This window comes from Arthrobacter sp. TJ-240 (assembly GCF_058269195.1).
Genome location: NZ_JBZCNG010000001.1, coordinates 206,858 through 222,279 on the forward strand (window position 1 = coordinate 206,858; position 15,422 = coordinate 222,279).

A 15,422-nucleotide genomic window follows, 5' to 3' on the forward strand; every position below is an offset into this window, starting at 1 on the left:
GGCCGGCCGTGACCGTTCCCCCTACGCCGTGGACTCCTGGATAGGATCCCCCGCTTGTGATCATGATCACAACCGCCACAGCAGTCACAACTTACCTGAGGCAACACACCGTGACCAGTCCGCCGCGGGCATGTTTCCCAGAATTTACACAGGCCATGTACCAATCGGGGGCGGGGTGATAATGGAACAATGCACGCCGGCCTCCTGACCCGCCTCCCCGAGGCCGAGTGGCAGGAGCGCGAGCGGGAGCACCAGGTCCGGGTGGCCCACTTCTCCGGACCCTACCTGGAGCGGCGATCGCGCGGGGAGAAGCACCCCGTGGAGGACTTCCTCTTCACCTACTACAACCAGAAGCCGGGTCAGCTCCTGCGCTGGCACCCCGGCGCCGGTGTCGTCCTCATGGGACCGGCGGCAGCCGAGCGGGGCGGCTGGAAGTACTACACCGCCGACGACGGGATCCGGGTGGACGTCGGGCGGTTCGCCCGCGAGCGCCGCGACGCCATCGACTTCGCCCGGCTGATCCTCGGCCGTACCGCGGTGCGGCCCGCGCAGTTCGGCTGCTTCGGGCTGCACGAGTGGGCCATGGCCTACCGGTCGTCCGTCAACGGCGTACGGCACGAGTACCTGGAGCTGCGCCTCGGTGCGGGAGGCACGGACGCCGTCGTCGACTCCTCCCGCATCCGCTGCACCCACTTCGACGCCTTCCGCTTCTACACCCCGGAAGCCGTCCCCCTCAACGAGCACGCCCCCACCCGCGAGACCCAGCGCGACCTCGAGCAGCCCGGCTGCCTCCACGCGAACATGGACCTGTACAAGTGGGCGTACAAGCTCACGCCCCTGCTGCCGAGCGATCTCGTCATGGACTGCTTCGAGCTGTCCTGGCGCATCCGCACCATGGACATGCGGGCCTCGCCGTACGACCTCGACGCATGGGGCTACACGCCGATCAGGATCGAGACGCCCGAGGGCAAGGCGGAGTACGTGCGCCTGCAGCGCGGGTTCGCCGAGGAGTCGCAGTCGCTCCGGGGGACGCTCCTCCAGCACCTCGAGCAGGCGCTGGCCCTCGTCTGACGACGGGGAAGGACGATGGCGGGACTCCCTGCCGTCGTCCTTCGTTGTGCTTCCACCAGCCGCTACGCTGGAGGCCAGCCGAAGGGGACCCACTGATGACACCCGACCCGACATCGACCAGGCGTCGACCCAGCCGCGCCGTCGCACGCCTCACCCTCCCCCTCGCGGCTCTCTCCCTCGCCCTGTCGGCCTGTACCCAGGGCGGACCACCGGCCGAACCGACAGATCAGGAAACCGCCGTGCAGTCCTCCACTCCCCAGCCCTCGCCCACCGGCACCCCCACGGCGGACGGCAGCCCGGCGCCCGCCGCCCCGACCGACGCGCCCTCGACGCCGGCCGCCGCCGCGGACAATGCCCTGCTCACCATCTCCCTCCGGCAGGATGCCGGTGCGGAGCCCGTGCAGTACGTCCTCGAGTGCGTCGACGGCGCACCCGGCCCCGCCTCGACCCTCCCGGGCGCCGAGGCGGCCTGCGCGGCCCTCGCCCGGCTCGGTACGGCGTTCTTCACGGCGCAGCCGAACAAGGACGTCATGTGCACGCAGCAGTACGCCGGGCCGCAGACCGCGAGCATCACGGGTGACTTCAACGGCACGTCCGTCCTCGCGTCCTTCGCCCTGACGGACGGCTGCGAGATCTCCCGCTGGGACAAGGCCCGCGACCTGCTGGGGGCACCCGGGACGCTGTAGGGGATCGGGCCGGGCTTCCGCGGGCACGGGTTACTCAGCGGAGCACCTCGACGAGGGCGACCCAGGAGAACAGGATCCCCCCGACGACCGCGAGGACACACCCCACGGCGAGCACCTCGAGTCCGTGGGCCCAGGCCGGCTGGGCCGGGGCGAGCCCGATCGCACCGACCACGATCGCGAGTGTGAGCGTGCCGATCGCCGCGGCGGCGCGGGCCGGCAGCGCCGGCGACCCGATGATCGCGGAGATGTTGACCGACATGGCCACGATGAGCAGGCCGGCGAGCGCCGCAGTCGCCCCGACCATGGCGACATTGAACTCCGACCACGCCTCGAGGGACTCCGCCATGGCCCGCATCCTACGGCAGGGCGGCGGCGCGGGCCCGGCGGGCACGGGTGCCCGGCGAAACCCCGGTAGACTGGACGCGCAAGCTCGCGGAGCGCCGGTGTCGACCTAGATGGTCTCGACACGGCGTGAGACGGCACTTCCGGGCTACTGCTTACCCACTGCTCACTCACAGGAGTTGCCGGATGCCCCGGATTGTTGTCGACGTCATGCCCAAGCCCGAGATCCTCGACCCGCAGGGTAAGGCGATCGCAGGGGCACTCCCCCGGATCGGCCTCACCGGTTTCGCCGGCGTCCGCCAGGGCAAGCGGTTCGAGCTGACCGTGGACGGGGAGGTCACCGACGAACTCCTCGAGCAGGCCCGCCACGCCGCCACCACGCTGCTCTCCAATCCCGTCATCGAGGACGTCACCCGCGTGGAGGTTCTCGAGGAGGACGACCAGTGAGCGTCGAGACTCCCCTGATCGGTGGACCCCAGCCGCTCGCTGCCGACAGCGGGAACAGCCCGCTCGACGGTGTCACCGTCGGCGTCGTCACGTTCCCCGGCACCCTGGACGACCGCGACGCGGCCCGTGCCGTGCGGCTCGCGGGCGGCAGCGCCGTCCAGCTCTGGCACGGCGACCACGACCTGCGGGGCGTCGACGCCGTCATCATCCCCGGCGGCTTCTCGTACGGTGACTACCTGCGCGCCGGCGCGATCTCCCGCTTCGCGCCGCTCATGGAGCAGATCACGGCAGCGGCCTCCGGCGGCACGGACGCCCTCCCCGTGTTGGGCATCTGCAACGGGTTCCAGGTCCTCACCGAGGCGCACCTGCTGCCCGGGTCGATGATCAAGAACAACTCCCTGCACTTCCTCTGCCGCGATCAGCGCCTGCGCGTCGAGAACGCCGACACGATGTGGACCTCGGAGTTCGCGCAGGGCGAGGAACTCGTCATCCCGCTCAAGAACCAGGACGGGCAGTTCGTCGCCGACAACCGCACCCTCGACGAGCTCGAGGGCGAGGGCCGCGTCGTCTTCCGCTACGTCGACGGCAACCCCAACGGCTCGCGCCGCGACATCGCCGGCATCTCGAACGCCGCCGGCAACGTCGTCGGTCTCATGCCGCACCCCGAGCACGCCGTCGAGGCGGGCTTCGGCCCCGACTCCTCGGCGCGCGGCGCCGTGGACGTGCGCGGCGGCACCGACGGGCTCGGCATCTTCACCTCGGTACTCAAGAAACTGGTGGGCTAAATGACTGCGGAGACCACGCGGAAGTTCAACATCGACACGGTCGCGAACGCGGAGACCACCCCGGGGCAGTCGCTCCCCTGGGCCGAGCTCGGCCTCAAGGAGAACGAGTACAGGCGCGTCGAGGAGATCCTCGGCCGCCGCCCCACCGGCGCCGAACTCGCCATGTACTCGGTGATGTGGAGCGAGCACTGCTCCTACAAGTCCTCCAAGGTGCACCTGCGCCAGTTCGGCGAGAAGGTCACCGACGCCATGAAGGAGCACCTGCTCGTGGGCATCGGCGAGAACGCCGGCGTCGTCGACATCGGTGACGGCTGGGCCGTGACCTTCAAGGTGGAGAGCCACAACCACCCGTCCTTCGTGGAGCCCTACCAGGGCGCCGCGACCGGCGTCGGCGGGATCGTCCGCGACATCATCTCGATGGGTGCGCGCCCCGTCGCGGTCATGGATCCGCTGCGCTTCGGGGCGATCGACCACCCCGACACCGCACGCCTCGTGCACGGGATCGTCGCCGGCATCGGCGGCTACGGCAACTCCCTCGGCCTGCCGAACATCGGCGGCGAGGTGGTCTTCGACTCCGTGTACCAGGGCAACCCGCTGGTCAACGCCCTCGCCGTCGGCGTGCTGCGGCACGAGGACATCCGCCTCGCCAACGCCTCCGGTGCCGGCAACAAGGTGGTCCTCTTCGGTGCCCGTACCGGCGGGGACGGCATCGGCGGCGCCTCGGTGCTCGCGTCGGAGTCCTTCGACTCCTCGAAGCCCTCGAAGCGCCCCGCGGTGCAGGTGGGCGACCCGTTCGCGGAGAAGGTGCTCATCGAGTGCTGCCTCGAGCTGTTCAAGGCCTCCGTGGTCGAGGGCATCCAGGACCTCGGCGCGGCGGGCATCTCCTGTGCGACCTCGGAGCTGGCCTCGAACGGCGACGGCGGCATGCACGTGGAGCTCACCAACGTGCTGCTCCGCGATCCGTCGCTCACCCCCGGCGAGATCCTCATGTCGGAGTCGCAGGAACGCATGATGGCCGTGGTGACGCCCGAGAACGTGGCCGCGTTCGAGGCGATCATGGACAAGTGGGCCGTGGAGTACTCCTGGCTCGGCGAGGTCACCGACACCGGCCGCCTCATCATCGAGTGGGACGGCGAGAAGATCGTCGACGTCGACCCCCGCACCGTCGCACACGAGGGGCCCGTCTACGAACGCCCCTATCACCGCCCCGAGTGGCTCGACGGCGTCCAGGCGGATGCCTTCACCGCCTCGCCTGCGGGTTCCGGGCGGCCTGCCGACCTGCGCGAGGCCGTCCTCGAGCTCATGGCCTCGCCGAACATGTGCGCGAAGGACTGGGTGACCGACCAGTACGACCGCTACGTCCAGGGCAACACCGCGCTCGCGATGCCCGACGACGCCGGCGTGGTCCGCGTCGACGAGGAGACCGGCCTCGGCGTCGCGATCTCCACGGACGCCAACGGGCGGTACTCGTACCTGAACCCGTACGAAGGCGCGCGCCTGGCTCTCGCCGAGGCGTACCGCAACGTGGCGACCGCGGGTGCCGTTCCGCTCGCCGTCACCGACTGCCTGAACTTCGGTTCCCCCGAGGACCCGGAGGTCATGTGGCAGTTCGCCGAGACCGTCCGCGGGCTCGCGGACGCCTGCCAGGAACTCGGGGTGCCGGTGACCGGCGGCAACGTCTCGCTCTACAACCAGACCGGCGGCGTCGCCATCCACCCGACCCCCGTGGTCGGCGTGCTCGGCGTGTTCGACGACGTCGCGCGCCGCACGCCGTCGGGCTGGCGCGAGGACGGCCAGGCCGTCTACCTGCTGGGGACGACGGCGGACGAGCTGGACGGCTCGGAGTGGGCCAACCTGCGCGGCCACCTCGGCGGGCAGCCTCCGGCACTGGACCTCGCCGCCGAGAAGACGCTCGCCGCGATCCTCGTGAACTGCTCGCGCGACGGCATGATCGACGCCGCCCACGACCTCTCCGAGGGTGGGCTCGCCGCCGGCCTGAGCGAGATGGCGCTTCGCTTCGGCGTCGGTGCGCGCATCGGCCTCGACGAGGTGTGCGAGCGTGACGGCATCGATGCGTTCACCGCACTGTTCAGCGAGAGCCAGGCCCGCGCCGTCGTCAGCGTCCCCCGCTCGGAGGAGGTCCGCTTCAACGACATGTGCACGGCCCGGAACTTCCCGACCATGCGCATCGGCGTGGTGGACACGGAGAACCGGGCGCTCGACGTGCAGGGCTACTTCAACCTGCCGCTGGACCGGCTCCGCGAGGCGCACGAGGGGACCCTGCCGAAGCACTTCGCCTGACGCCATGGCCTCCTGACGACGCTCACCCCGGCACGAACCGGTAGCCCATGCCGGCCTCGGTCAGCAGGTGCTGCGGCGACCCGGGGTCGCGATCCAGCGCGTCAGGTGACCTTGGGCATCGCGGTGACGACCACGTTCTTCCCCCAGGGGTCCTCGGTGTAGCAGCTGATGAGCACCACGCGGTTCGGCACGATGTTCCAGATCTCGCTGTCCTTCAGCGTGTCCTTGTCGTGCGTGGTCACGGAGTCGACGACGTAGGTGAGGTCCCCGGTCTCGGTCGTGAGGGTGAACTCGCTGCCCAGGAGGGACTCGTCGCTCAACCGGTTGAAGGGGGCCTCCTTGCCGTCCCAGCTGTGGCCGGCGATATAGGTGGTGTTGTTCGAGCCCTTACCGGGCACACCGTAGGACGTGAGCCAGTAGGCGTCGATCGTGAGCGGCGGCACCAGGGTCTGTGAGGCGAGATCCGCGTCGCTGGGGGTCAGCGGTAGCACGGTCATGTCGATCCCGGCGGCGGGGAAGGAGAAGCCGGTGGGCCGTGCGGCGGCCGGGCCGGGATCCTTCGCGGGCGCCACCGGGCCGGCGGACGGCGCCGTAGGAGCGGGCGACGGTGTCGCCGCGGCGGAGATGGACGACGACGGCGCTGCGGAGGGCGCTCCGGTGGAGTCCGGGGGCAGCACCGAGACGGCGAGTGCGAGGCCCGCGGCTGCCACGAGCGGGAGCGCCAGCCAGCGCCTGCCGCCGCGCTTCCGGCCCGGCGCCTGTGCAGGCGCCGGCTCCTGCGCGGCGGAGAGGTCCGGCATCCGGTGGTGGTCCATGTGCTGCGCCGTCCTGGGGTCGAGGAGAAGAGGGCCGCCCCGCACGGGGCTGCGATCCGTGGATCGCAGCCCCGCAGCGGAACGGCCGGGGTGCTAGCGCTGTACGCGCTCGAGGCGGCGCATGCGGGCTGCGGTCGCCACGGGAACCGCGACGCCGACTGCCAGCAGTGCCGCGAGGAGGGCGACAGCTGCGCTGTTGTCCTCGGTCACGACGGCGGTCTGCACGTTCAGGCCCTTGTTGGTGCCGGTCGGGGCGGTGGTGCCGGTCGGGGCGGTGGTGCCGGTCGGGGCGGTGACACCGGTGACCGGGGCGACGGGTGCCTGGCCGACAGGGGTGACGACCGCGGGGACGACGGGGTCGACGCCGATGGCGCTGGCGTCGCAGGCCGCGAGGAAGCCCTTGAACAGCTCGAGGAGCTCGGCCGCGAGGGCTTCGTTCCCGCTGAGCTGCGCGAGGAGGGCGTCGGCCTGGGCGCCGGTGGCCTCCAGGGCGGTGGTTGCCGCCTGGATGTCGGGCGTGTTGATCGCAGTCTCGTAGGCGACTGCGGCGAGCTCCGCGTTGTTCAGTGCCGTCGCCTGAGCGGCCAGGGCCAGCGTCAGCTCTCCCTGCGCCGCGACGACCGCGTCGTCATTCAACGGGTTTGCGTCGCCCTGCTGGTCAGTAGCAGTGGCGGCCGCGAGGGCGCTGTCGTACTGGCCCTGCTCCGTCACCACGACTGCCACGGCGGCCGTGTAGTCCGTCTCGGCCTGTACCAGCAGGGCTTCGGCGTCGAGCGCTGCCTGCGAGGTCAGCGCGGCCTGCGTAGCCAGTTCGAGGTTCTGGGCGGCCGTGACGACGGCGGCCGTCGCCAGCTCGAACTGGTTGACGAAGGTGACGTCGACACCGGCAGCACCGAGCGCCGCGTTGAACTGGGTGGATGCCTGCAGGCAGGCGGCGTCGCCGGGTGCGGCGGAGGCCATGGGAGCGCCGAGGAACAGTCCACCGGCGAGAAGGGTGGCCGTCGATCCGGCAGCAACCCACTTTTTAGCAACGATCATGATGCGCGTCTCCTGAAACACGTAGTATCCCCCGGGCCATCCCCGACGGCGCAGCTTGCGGCCCCACACGCAAGCGGCGTCCTCCGTGAGGAGGGCGCCGCGCACACTATCCATGATCCGCTGATCGCCGCATCCACCCGATCCCGATAATCCTGGGAACGGGCTGGGCGACCGCTGTACTCCTCAACCTAGAGCGATTACGTGACTCGGGCAACGAAAAGTCCCGCTTCCGTTGCATAACGGTTTGGCATCACGGCGACCCCGGGGCCGGAGGTGCTATGCCCCGAGCGCCAGCTCACGCGCGGCCTTCACGTACCGGGACAGCACGTACCGCTGAGTCAGCCTGGTCACGGGCGAGGCGAGCCTGAAGACGGGTGTGGCCGGCACGCTGTAGGCGGAGCAGACGAAGAACAGGCGGTTGTCGGCGTTCAGTTCGGCATAGAAGCCCTCCTCCCCCTTCACCGGATGCCCGGGCAGCGTACCGTAGCCGAACCCCCCGCGCTGGCCGGGAACGGCTCGGCCGGCGCCGTCGAGCTGTGGCACCCGCGACCAGATCACGCGGCAGGGCGCCTTGATCCGTGCGGGCCCGACTCCGAATCCGGACACGACGCGGACGCCGGGGGCGGCACGCTCGGCATCGGGCTGCATGGTCAGCCCGGCACGCCGGTGCAGGTCCCACGTCAGGATGCCCTCGGCCAGGGCGACGAACGCCGCGGAGGGGTCATCGGCCGGGATCTCGTGGGACTCCACCATCACGGTGTAGCCGGAGGGCCAGCCGCCGTCGAACTGCTCGGGGAAGGGCCGGTCGGTGGCGCCGCGCTCGTCGTACGTGAACTGGTCCATGCGTGCCTCTTCCCTGCAGCTGCGGCTCCGGGAAGTCGCCGCCCGGTTCTGCGAACAAACCTAGCCCGAAAGGGCGCGGACCACGGGAAGCAGTGGCAGGATGAAGGCCCGGACCCGCGAGGAAGGCGGACCACCATGGCATCAGGGATGGCGTCGAACAAGCAGAACAAGCACGACAGGCACGGCAGGACGAACAGCGGCCACAGGGATGCGGGCGAGAAAGCGACGGATGCCGCCGAGGAGGCCGTGAACTCGAAGGGCTTCGAGCTGGCCGCCCGCGCCGGCTACGTGGCCGCCGGCGTCCTGCACTTCATGATCGGGCTCATCGCGCTCGGGCTCGCGCGCGGCGGATCCGGGAGCGCTGACCAGAGCGGCGCCATCGGGCAACTCGCGGGAAACCCGGGCGGGACGGCGCTCCTGTGGTTCTGCTTCATCGGCTGCGTGGCGCTCGCCCTCTTCCAGCTCAGCGAGATCTTCTTCGGTGCAAGGGGGCGGAGCGGCAGGGACAGGCTGAAGGCCCGCCTGAAGAGCGGTGGCCAGGCGGCGGCGTACGGGGTGATCGGCGCGGCGTTCGGTCAGTACGCGCTGGGCGGCTCGAGCAGCAGCAGCAGCAGTTCGCGGTCGATGAGCGCAACCCTGATGTCCAACCCCGCAGGCGCTGCCCTCCTGCTCGCGATCGGTGTGGGCATCCTCGTGGTGGGCGGCTACTTCGTCTACAGCGGCACCACCCGCCGGTTCCGCCGGGAGCTCGCGAGCCTTCCGGCGGGCGGACCCGGAAAGGCCGTGGTGGTCCTCGGGGCCGTGGGCTACATCGCCAAGGGGTTCGCGCTGGGCGTCCTCGGAGTGCTCGTGGTCGTCGCCACCATCACGAACAGCCCCGAGCAGTCCACGGGGCTCGACGGCGCCCTGAAGACTCTGCGGGACCAGCCCTTCGGTATCTGGCTCCTCGGGGCCGTAGCGCTCGGCCTGATGGCCTACGGCGTGTTCATGGCGATCCGGTCGAAGTACCAGCGCCTGTAGGCACCCCGCACTACAGGCCGCGACGGGCTCCTACAGGCCGAGGGCCGGTGCCTCCATGACGGGGCAGGTGTCCATGACGACGTCGAGCCCCGCCTTCGCGGCGCGGCGGGCGGCGTCCTCGTCGATGACGCCCAGCTGCAGCCACACGGCCCGCGCACCCACGGCGATGGCCTGGTCCACCACGGCGCCCACGCGCGTCGAGTTCACGAAGCAGTCGACGACGTCGATGGTCCCGGGGACGTCCGCGAGGCGGGTGTAGCCCTTCTGCCCGTGGACGTCGTCGCCCTTGAGACTCACCGGGACCACCTGCATGCCGAGACGGTCCATGAGGAAGCGTGAGACGCCGACGGCGGCCCGGCGCGGATTGTTCGACAACCCCACCACCGCCCACCGGCCGGGCTCGGTCAGGAGCCTCTTGATCACCTGCGGATCGTTCACGTGCGCCACGGCGCCTCCTGCTCCTCGTGCGGTCCCCCGCGGCGTCCGCCGCCGCGTTTTGTTACAGCCTTTGTTACACGCCCTATTTTGCTCCTGATCCGCCGCGGGCGTTTCATGGGAGTGACCATCCCGAGCGGCCGAGAGACCTGGATCAGTGAAGCCGCAGCAACCCTGGTCGTCCGACGTCCCCTGACATCGGGCGATAACGAGGTCCGAGCCACGGGCACCACCGCGCAGCGGTGGTGAAGGCTCGGTCCGTAGGGTGCTACCGCCAGGACCGATGGAGACACCATGACCGCAGTTCTGGCACCCGGCAGCACCCATACCTCGACCAAGCAGGCCCTCGGCGTCCGCTTCGCCGGCCTCGGCCGCAGCTTCGGTTCGCCCGCAGATCGCCGCACGGTGCTGCGGGATGTCACCGTGGAGGTTAAGCCGGGCGAGATCCTGGCCATTCTCGGCACGAGCGGGTGCGGGAAGTCGACGCTCCTGCGCGCCGCCGCGGGACTCGACGTCCCCGACCGCGGTGAGGTCCTCATCGACGGGACCCCCGTCACGGGGATCGACGAGCGTTGTGCCGTGGCCTTCCAGGAACCCCGGCTGCTCCCGTGGCACACGCTGCAGGCGAACGTGGCGATCGGGCTGCCGAAGTCCTCCAGCGCAAGCGCGGGCAAGGCGAAGGTCCTCGAGCTGCTGAAGCTCGTGGGCCTCGACACCTTCGCCAAGCATCGTCCCCGCGAGGTCTCCGGGGGCATGGCCCAGCGCACCTCGCTGGCGCGTGCGCTGGCACGCAATCCCGGTGTGCTCCTCCTGGACGAACCCTTCGGCGCCCTCGATGCCCTCACGCGCATCAAGATGCAGGACCTCCTCCTCGACATCCACCGCGCCCAGCCCACCACGGTGCTGCTCGTCACCCACGACGTCGACGAGGCCCTCCAGCTCGCCGACCGCATCCTCGTCCTCGGACGCGGCGACGACGATGCGGCGGGCTCCAGCGTCGCCGAGCTCGTCGCCGTTCCCGGGAGCCGCCCGCGCGACCGCAACTCCGCGGACCTCGGGTCCCTCCGGAGCTCGCTGCTCTCCATGCTGGGCGTCACCGGGCACTAGCCCGGCTTCCCGCCCACCCGGTGCGGCCGTCGTCCGACGGCCGGCGCCACCCTGTCTCTCCCTGTCTCTCCCCTGCCGCTCCATCCAGCAAAGGACCACCATGAACCGCCGCGCTCTCCTGCCGAATCTCGCCCTCGCCACCGCCCTCTCGCTCAGCCTCAGCGGGTGCATGGCCGGCGAGAACGCCGCCGACACGCAGGCCGTAGCCGAGGGTGGCACACAGGGCGGAACCCTGAACATCGACTTCGCCACCTACAACCCCCTCAGCCTCATCATCAAGGAGCAGGGCTGGCTGGAGGACGAACTCGCAGCGCAGGACATCACGGTCAACTGGGTACAGTCAGCCGGTTCCAACAAGGCCAACGAGGCGCTCCGGGCCGGCGCGATCGACGTGGGCTCGACGGCCGGCTCCGCGGCCCTCCTCGCGCGCTCGAACGGCTCCCCCATCAAGGCCGTCGACATCTACTCGCAGCCGGAGTGGGCTGCACTGGTGACGCTTCCCGACTCGGGCATCACCAGCGTGGAGGACCTGCGGGGCAAGTCCATCGCGGCGACCCGCGGTACGGACCCGTACTTCTTCCTGCTGCAGGCCCTGGAATCCGCAGGTGTGGACCAGTCGGAGGTCACCATCGAGAACCTCCAGCACGCCGACGGGCGTGCGGCCCTCGCGAGCGGCGCCGTCGATGCGTGGTCGGGCCTCGATCCGATCATGGCGGCGGCCGAACAGGACGGGGCGCAGCTGTTCTTCCGTGACATCGACTTCAACACCTACGGCTTCCTCAACGCCACGGAGGACTTCCTGGCCGAGAAGCCCGATGTCGCACAGACCGTGGTGAGCGCCTATGAGAAGGCCCGGGAGTGGGCCAAGGAGAACCCTGAGGAGACCGCCGCGATCCTCGCGGAGGTCGCCGCGATCGACCCGGCCGTCGCCAGCTCGGTCATCATCGACCGCACGAACCTCGACGTCGATCCCGCTCCGGGCGATGCGCAGCGTAGCGTGCTCGAGAAGATCGGTCCCGTGTTCGTCGAGACCGGTGACGTGCAGAGCCAGGAGCAGATCGACGAGGCACTGGACACCCTGTTCGATGCCTCGCTCGTCGAGAAGGCCGACCCGGCGTCCATCGGCTCCGACTCATGAGTGCTGAGCATCTGACGGGACGCAGTGCCGTTCCCATCAGCAAGGAGGGCCTCGCGTCCACCGGGTCTCCGCTCACCGGCTCGGACGGAGGCGGCAGGACTCCGGGCAGGACCGGCACGGCCGGTCGGCGTGTGGTCATCGTGTTGCTCGGGCTCATCGTCCCTGCACTGATCCTGCTCGCCTGGCACCTGAGCACCGCCTCGGGGTTCTTCCGACCCTCGCAGCTCCCGTCGCCGGCGTCGGTGCTCGCGGCGGCCGTCGACCTGATCGAGCGCGGGCAGCTGGCCAACCACATCCTGATCTCCACCCAGCGTGTGGTCCTCGGGTTCCTCATCGGCTCCGTGCTCGGCGTGCTGGCGGGCGCGCTGCTGGGCCTCTCCCGCATCGCGGACGTCCTGCTCACCCCGACCGTCGGCGCTCTGCGGGCCGTGCCGTCCCTGGCGTGGGTCCCCCTGCTGGTCCTCTGGATCGGGATCAACGAGGACTCCAAGGTCACCCTGATCAGCATCGGTGCGTTCTTCCCCGTGTTCACCACGCTCTACCTCGGGCTGCGGCACGTGGACCGCAACCTCGTCGAGGCGGCGCGGGCCTTCGGCCTGAACGGCGTCCGGCTGCTGACCACGGTGCAGCTGCCCGCCGTGGTGCCCGCCCTGTTCTCCGGCCTCCGCCTGGCCCTCGCGCAGTCCTGGCTGTTCCTCGTCGCCGCGGAACTCATCGCCTCGTCGATGGGCCTCGGCTTCCTCCTCACGGACTCCCAGCAGACGGGCCGCGTGGACCGCATCATCCTGGCGATCATCCTGCTGGCCGTGATCGGCAAGACCACGGACGCACTCCTCGGCGTCGCCGAGCGCTGGGCGGTGCGCCGGTGGGCGTGAGTGCGACGGGCACGACGGCGGCAGACCGGCCGGCGATGGCGCAGGACGAGGCCGACCGCCTCGCGTTCTGGGCGGAGCAGGCACAGCGGCTCGAGTGGGACACCCCGTGGCACACCCTGCACACGTTCAGGAAGGCCGTCCCCCAGGAGGACGGGACACTCACCGTGCCCGTCATCGAGTGGTTCGCCGGCGGTACGCTCAACGTCGCCGCGAACTGCGTGGACCGGCACGTCCGGGCCGGCAACGGCGACCGGGTGGCCCTGCACTTCGAGGGCGAACCGGGTGACCGCCGCAGCGTGACCTACGCCGAGCTGCAGGACGAGGTGTCCCGCGCCGCCAACGCACTCCTCGAGCTCGGCATCGAGGCGGGTGACCGCGTGGTCGTCTACCTGCCCGTGCTCGTCGAGACGGTGGTCATCACGCTCGCCTGCGCCCGGATCGGGGCCGTGCACTCCCTCGTGTTCGGCGGGTTCTCGGCCGAGGCGCTCCGCTTCCGCGTCGAGGACACCGCGGCCAAACTGCTCGTCACCACCGATGGCCAGTACCGCCGGGGCACCGCCGTCCCGGTCAAGGACAACGCGGACGCCGCCGTCGAGGGTGTGGACAGCATCGAGCACGTCCTCGTGGTCCGCCGGACGGGCTCGGCCGTCGCGTGGACCGGGGGCCGCGACGTGTGGTGGCACGACGTCGTCGACCCGGCCTCACCGCGCCACACGCCGCAGGCCTTCGACGCCGAGGCGCCGCTGTTCATCATGTACACCTCGGGAACCACCGGGAAGCCGAAGGGCCTCGTGCACACCTCGGGCGGGTATCTGACGCAGGCGTCGTCGAGTTTCGAGCACCTCTTCAGCAACCCTGATGCAGCACAGCGGGACGATGACGTGCACTGGTGCACCGCCGACCTGGCCTGGGTCACCGCGCACACCTACGAGCTGTACGGGCCGCTCTCCAACGGCGCCACGCAGGTCATCTTCGAGGGCACCCCGAACACGCCGCACCCCGGCCGGCACTTCGAGATCATCGAACGCTACGGTGTCACGAGCTACTACACCGCGCCCACCCTGGTCCGCTCGCTCATGGGCTGGTTCCCTGACGGGGTCCCGCGCGGCTACGACCTCTCGAGCATCCGCGTGCTCGGCACGGTGGGCGAAGCCGTCAACCCCGAGGCATGGCGCTGGTTCCGGAGGCACCTCGGCCGCGACGAGGTGCCCGTCGTCGACACCTGGTGGCAGTCGGAAACGGGCGCCACGGTGCTCTCCCCCAGCCCCACCGACACCGACTTCAAGCCCGGCTGCGCGGCACGCGCCCTGCCCGGGGTGAGCACGCGCATCGTCGACGAGGACGGCCGGACCGTCCCGCCCGGCGAGCAGGGGCTGATCGTTGTCGACCGGCACGGTCCCGCCATGGCCAGGACGGTGTGGGGGAACCCGCAGCGCTACCTGGACGCCTACTGGCGGATGTTCGCGCGGCAGGGCTGGTTCCTCGCGGGCGACGGCGCCCGGTACGACGACGACGGCGACACCTGGATCCTGGGCCGGGTGGACGACGTCATCAACGTCTCGGGGCACCGCCTGTCCACCATCGAGATCGAGTCCGCGCTGGTGGCCCATCCGCTCGTCACCGAGGCGGGTGCCTGCCCCGTACCGGATCCGCTGACCGGCCACGCCATCGCGGCCTTCGTGGTGCTCGCGGCGGGTGCGGACCCGGAGGCCGACGTCGTCGCTGTACTGCGCGCCCACGTGGCGGAGGCCATCGGCCCGATCGCGCGGCCCTCGGCCGTCGTCGTCGTGCCCGATGTCCCGAAGACGCGGTCCGGGAAGATCATGCGGCGCCTGCTCACGCAGCTCTACGAGGGCGCGCCGCTCGGGGATACGACGTCGCTGCAGAACGAGGGGTGCATCCCCGGGATCCAGGACGTGCTGGCCGCGCGGGCCTGACGGGTCCGTGCCCGTCAGGCCCGCCGGCACCCGTTATTAACGCAAGGAAGCGGCAGGTGCCCCGTCCAAGCACCTGCCGCTTCCCGTGTGTGGTCCGCCTAGGTGTTACACCCGGACGAAGGATGCTCCCGGGAGGTCCGAGAGAGGGTGCTGCATGGTCAGGTTCGAACCGTTCATGCCGCTGCTGATGACCTGGCCGCCACCGGCGTAGATGGCCACGTGGCCACCGGTGATGACGATGTCGCCGGGGGCGGGGGTCGCCACGGTCGAGCCGAACTGGAAGAACTGCGACGGGCCGAGGTCGCCCGCGGCGATACCGGCGGCGCGCAGCGCGTTCTCCACGAGCACGGTGCAGTCATAGACGGCTCCGGCTGCAAGCTGCCCCTGCGCCGAGGCCAGGAGGGTCGCACCGACGCCGCCGGCTGCCGGGGTGGCGGCGGCCGAGGCCAGGTAGACGCCCGAACCCGGGTCCGTCGAGACGGCCGGAGCCGGAGCTACGGCTGCTGCCTGCTGCACGACCGGCGCCGGGGCGACGACTGCTGCCTGCTNCCGACGCCGCCGGCTGCCGGGGTGGCGGCGGCC

General features: G+C 70.6%; 16 protein-coding genes. 10 read left to right on the forward strand and 6 right to left on the reverse strand.

Annotation, left to right across the window (positions count from 1 at the left end):
* Positions 1-189 precede the first annotated feature (189 nt).
* Positions 190-1,071 (forward strand): 3-methyladenine DNA glycosylase, encoded by an 882-nt coding sequence (locus AC4D2C_RS00945; protein WP_490911787.1) that lies wholly within the window; start codon positions 190-192, stop codon positions 1,069-1,071.
* 95 nt (positions 1,072-1,166) lie between these two features.
* Entirely contained in the window at positions 1,167-1,757 is a 591-nt protein-coding gene (locus AC4D2C_RS00950; RefSeq protein ID WP_490911788.1) for an SSI family serine proteinase inhibitor, read from the forward strand.
* Positions 1,758-1,791: 34 nt separating this feature from the next.
* On the opposite strand, the gene AC4D2C_RS00955 is transcribed toward AC4D2C_RS00950, so the two are convergent.
* Positions 1,792-2,103 (reverse strand): hypothetical protein, encoded by a 312-nt coding sequence (locus AC4D2C_RS00955; RefSeq protein ID WP_490911789.1) that lies wholly within the window; start codon positions 2,101-2,103, stop codon positions 1,792-1,794.
* 182 nt (positions 2,104-2,285) lie between these two features.
* Between AC4D2C_RS00955 and purS the strand changes: the two genes are divergently transcribed.
* From purS to purL, 3 genes are read left to right on the forward strand one after another with little or no spacing between them, the layout of a single operon-like run.
* Positions 2,286-2,546: a phosphoribosylformylglycinamidine synthase subunit PurS gene (gene purS, locus AC4D2C_RS00960; RefSeq protein ID WP_490904653.1), complete on the forward strand. Its 261-nt coding sequence runs from the start codon at positions 2,286-2,288 to the stop codon at positions 2,544-2,546.
* Between the two features lie 17 nt (positions 2,547-2,563).
* On the forward strand, positions 2,564-3,331 hold the full coding sequence (purQ, locus tag AC4D2C_RS00965) for a phosphoribosylformylglycinamidine synthase subunit PurQ (protein WP_490912992.1): 768 nt from the start codon (positions 2,564-2,566) through the stop codon (positions 3,329-3,331).
* The gene (gene purL / locus AC4D2C_RS00970; RefSeq protein WP_490911790.1) at positions 3,332-5,632 is read left to right on the forward strand and encodes a phosphoribosylformylglycinamidine synthase subunit PurL; all 2,301 of its coding nucleotides are present in this window, start codon (positions 3,332-3,334) and stop codon (positions 5,630-5,632) included. It begins immediately after the preceding gene.
* 101 nt (positions 5,633-5,733) lie between these two features.
* Here the strand turns inward: purL and AC4D2C_RS00975 are convergent, their stop codons facing one another.
* From AC4D2C_RS00975 to AC4D2C_RS00985, 3 genes are all read right to left on the reverse strand, one after another.
* A complete protein-coding gene (locus AC4D2C_RS00975; RefSeq protein WP_490911791.1) occupies positions 5,734-6,447 on the reverse strand; it encodes a class F sortase in 714 nt (237 codons plus the stop codon).
* A gap of 93 nt (positions 6,448-6,540) precedes the next feature.
* The gene (locus AC4D2C_RS00980) at positions 6,541-7,599 is read right to left on the reverse strand and encodes a hypothetical protein (protein WP_490911792.1); all 1,059 of its coding nucleotides are present in this window, start codon (positions 7,597-7,599) and stop codon (positions 6,541-6,543) included.
* Positions 7,600-7,761: 162 nt separating this feature from the next.
* Positions 7,762-8,328 (reverse strand): DUF1990 domain-containing protein, encoded by a 567-nt coding sequence (locus AC4D2C_RS00985; protein WP_490911793.1) that lies wholly within the window; start codon positions 8,326-8,328, stop codon positions 7,762-7,764.
* Positions 8,329-8,463: 135 nt separating this feature from the next.
* Between AC4D2C_RS00985 and AC4D2C_RS00990 the strand changes: the two genes are divergently transcribed.
* Positions 8,464-9,348 (forward strand): DUF1206 domain-containing protein, encoded by an 885-nt coding sequence (locus AC4D2C_RS00990; RefSeq protein WP_490911794.1) that lies wholly within the window; start codon positions 8,464-8,466, stop codon positions 9,346-9,348.
* Between the two features lie 30 nt (positions 9,349-9,378).
* Here the strand turns inward: AC4D2C_RS00990 and AC4D2C_RS00995 are convergent, their stop codons facing one another.
* Positions 9,379-9,795, reverse strand: a complete 417-nt coding sequence (locus AC4D2C_RS00995; protein ID WP_490911795.1) for a CoA-binding protein — start codon at positions 9,793-9,795, stop codon at positions 9,379-9,381.
* Between the two features lie 282 nt (positions 9,796-10,077).
* Here AC4D2C_RS00995 and AC4D2C_RS01000 point away from each other — a divergent pair, with 282 nt between their 5' ends.
* From AC4D2C_RS01000 to acs, 4 genes are all read left to right on the forward strand, one after another.
* On the forward strand, positions 10,078-10,890 hold the full coding sequence (locus AC4D2C_RS01000; RefSeq protein ID WP_490911796.1) for an ABC transporter ATP-binding protein: 813 nt from the start codon (positions 10,078-10,080) through the stop codon (positions 10,888-10,890).
* A 100-nt stretch (positions 10,891-10,990) separates the two neighbouring features.
* Positions 10,991-12,028, forward strand: a complete 1,038-nt coding sequence (locus AC4D2C_RS01005; RefSeq protein WP_490911797.1) for an aliphatic sulfonate ABC transporter substrate-binding protein — start codon at positions 10,991-10,993, stop codon at positions 12,026-12,028.
* A complete protein-coding gene (locus AC4D2C_RS01010; RefSeq protein ID WP_490911798.1) occupies positions 12,025-12,903 on the forward strand; it encodes an ABC transporter permease in 879 nt (292 codons plus the stop codon). The genes AC4D2C_RS01005 and AC4D2C_RS01010 overlap by 4 nt, the downstream gene beginning before the upstream one ends.
* A 35-nt stretch (positions 12,904-12,938) precedes the next feature.
* Positions 12,939-14,840 carry an acetate--CoA ligase gene (gene acs / locus AC4D2C_RS01015; RefSeq protein WP_490911799.1) on the forward strand — a complete coding sequence of 634 codons (1,902 nt, stop codon included), beginning with the start codon at positions 12,939-12,941 and terminating at the stop codon, positions 14,838-14,840.
* A gap of 105 nt (positions 14,841-14,945) precedes the next feature.
* Here acs and AC4D2C_RS01020 read toward each other — a convergent pair whose 3' ends face one another.
* Positions 14,946-15,356 carry an NlpC/P60 family protein gene (locus AC4D2C_RS01020; protein WP_490911800.1) on the reverse strand — a complete coding sequence of 137 codons (411 nt, stop codon included), beginning with the start codon at positions 15,354-15,356 and terminating at the stop codon, positions 14,946-14,948.
* Positions 15,357-15,422 lie beyond the last annotated feature (66 nt).

What these genes read in the sequence shown, in the direction of transcription:
- AC4D2C_RS00945 (WP_490911787.1), top strand. Translation starts at nt 190, where the DNA reads ATGCACGCCGGCCTCCTGACCCGCCTCCCCGAGGCCGAGTGGCAGGAG.
- AC4D2C_RS00950 (WP_490911788.1), top strand. Translation starts at nt 1,167, where the DNA reads ATGACACCCGACCCGACATCGACCAGGCGTCGACCCAGCCGCGCCGTC.
- AC4D2C_RS00955 (WP_490911789.1), bottom strand. Translation starts at nt 2,103, where the DNA reads ATGGCGGAGTCCCTCGAGGCGTGGTCGGAGTTCAATGTCGCCATGGTC.
- purS (WP_490904653.1), top strand. Translation starts at nt 2,286, where the DNA reads ATGCCCCGGATTGTTGTCGACGTCATGCCCAAGCCCGAGATCCTCGAC.
- purL (WP_490911790.1), top strand. Translation starts at nt 3,332, where the DNA reads ATGACTGCGGAGACCACGCGGAAGTTCAACATCGACACGGTCGCGAAC.
- AC4D2C_RS00975 (WP_490911791.1), bottom strand. Translation starts at nt 6,447, where the DNA reads ATGGACCACCACCGGATGCCGGACCTCTCCGCCGCGCAGGAGCCGGCG.
- AC4D2C_RS00980 (WP_490911792.1), bottom strand. Translation starts at nt 7,599, where the DNA reads ATGGATAGTGTGCGCGGCGCCCTCCTCACGGAGGACGCCGCTTGCGTG.
- AC4D2C_RS00985 (WP_490911793.1), bottom strand. Translation starts at nt 8,328, where the DNA reads ATGGACCAGTTCACGTACGACGAGCGCGGCGCCACCGACCGGCCCTTC.
- AC4D2C_RS00990 (WP_490911794.1), top strand. Translation starts at nt 8,464, where the DNA reads ATGGCATCAGGGATGGCGTCGAACAAGCAGAACAAGCACGACAGGCAC.
- AC4D2C_RS01000 (WP_490911796.1), top strand. Translation starts at nt 10,078, where the DNA reads ATGACCGCAGTTCTGGCACCCGGCAGCACCCATACCTCGACCAAGCAG.
- AC4D2C_RS01005 (WP_490911797.1), top strand. Translation starts at nt 10,991, where the DNA reads ATGAACCGCCGCGCTCTCCTGCCGAATCTCGCCCTCGCCACCGCCCTC.
- AC4D2C_RS01010 (WP_490911798.1), top strand. Translation starts at nt 12,025, where the DNA reads ATGAGTGCTGAGCATCTGACGGGACGCAGTGCCGTTCCCATCAGCAAG.
- acs (WP_490911799.1), top strand. Translation starts at nt 12,939, where the DNA reads ATGGCGCAGGACGAGGCCGACCGCCTCGCGTTCTGGGCGGAGCAGGCA.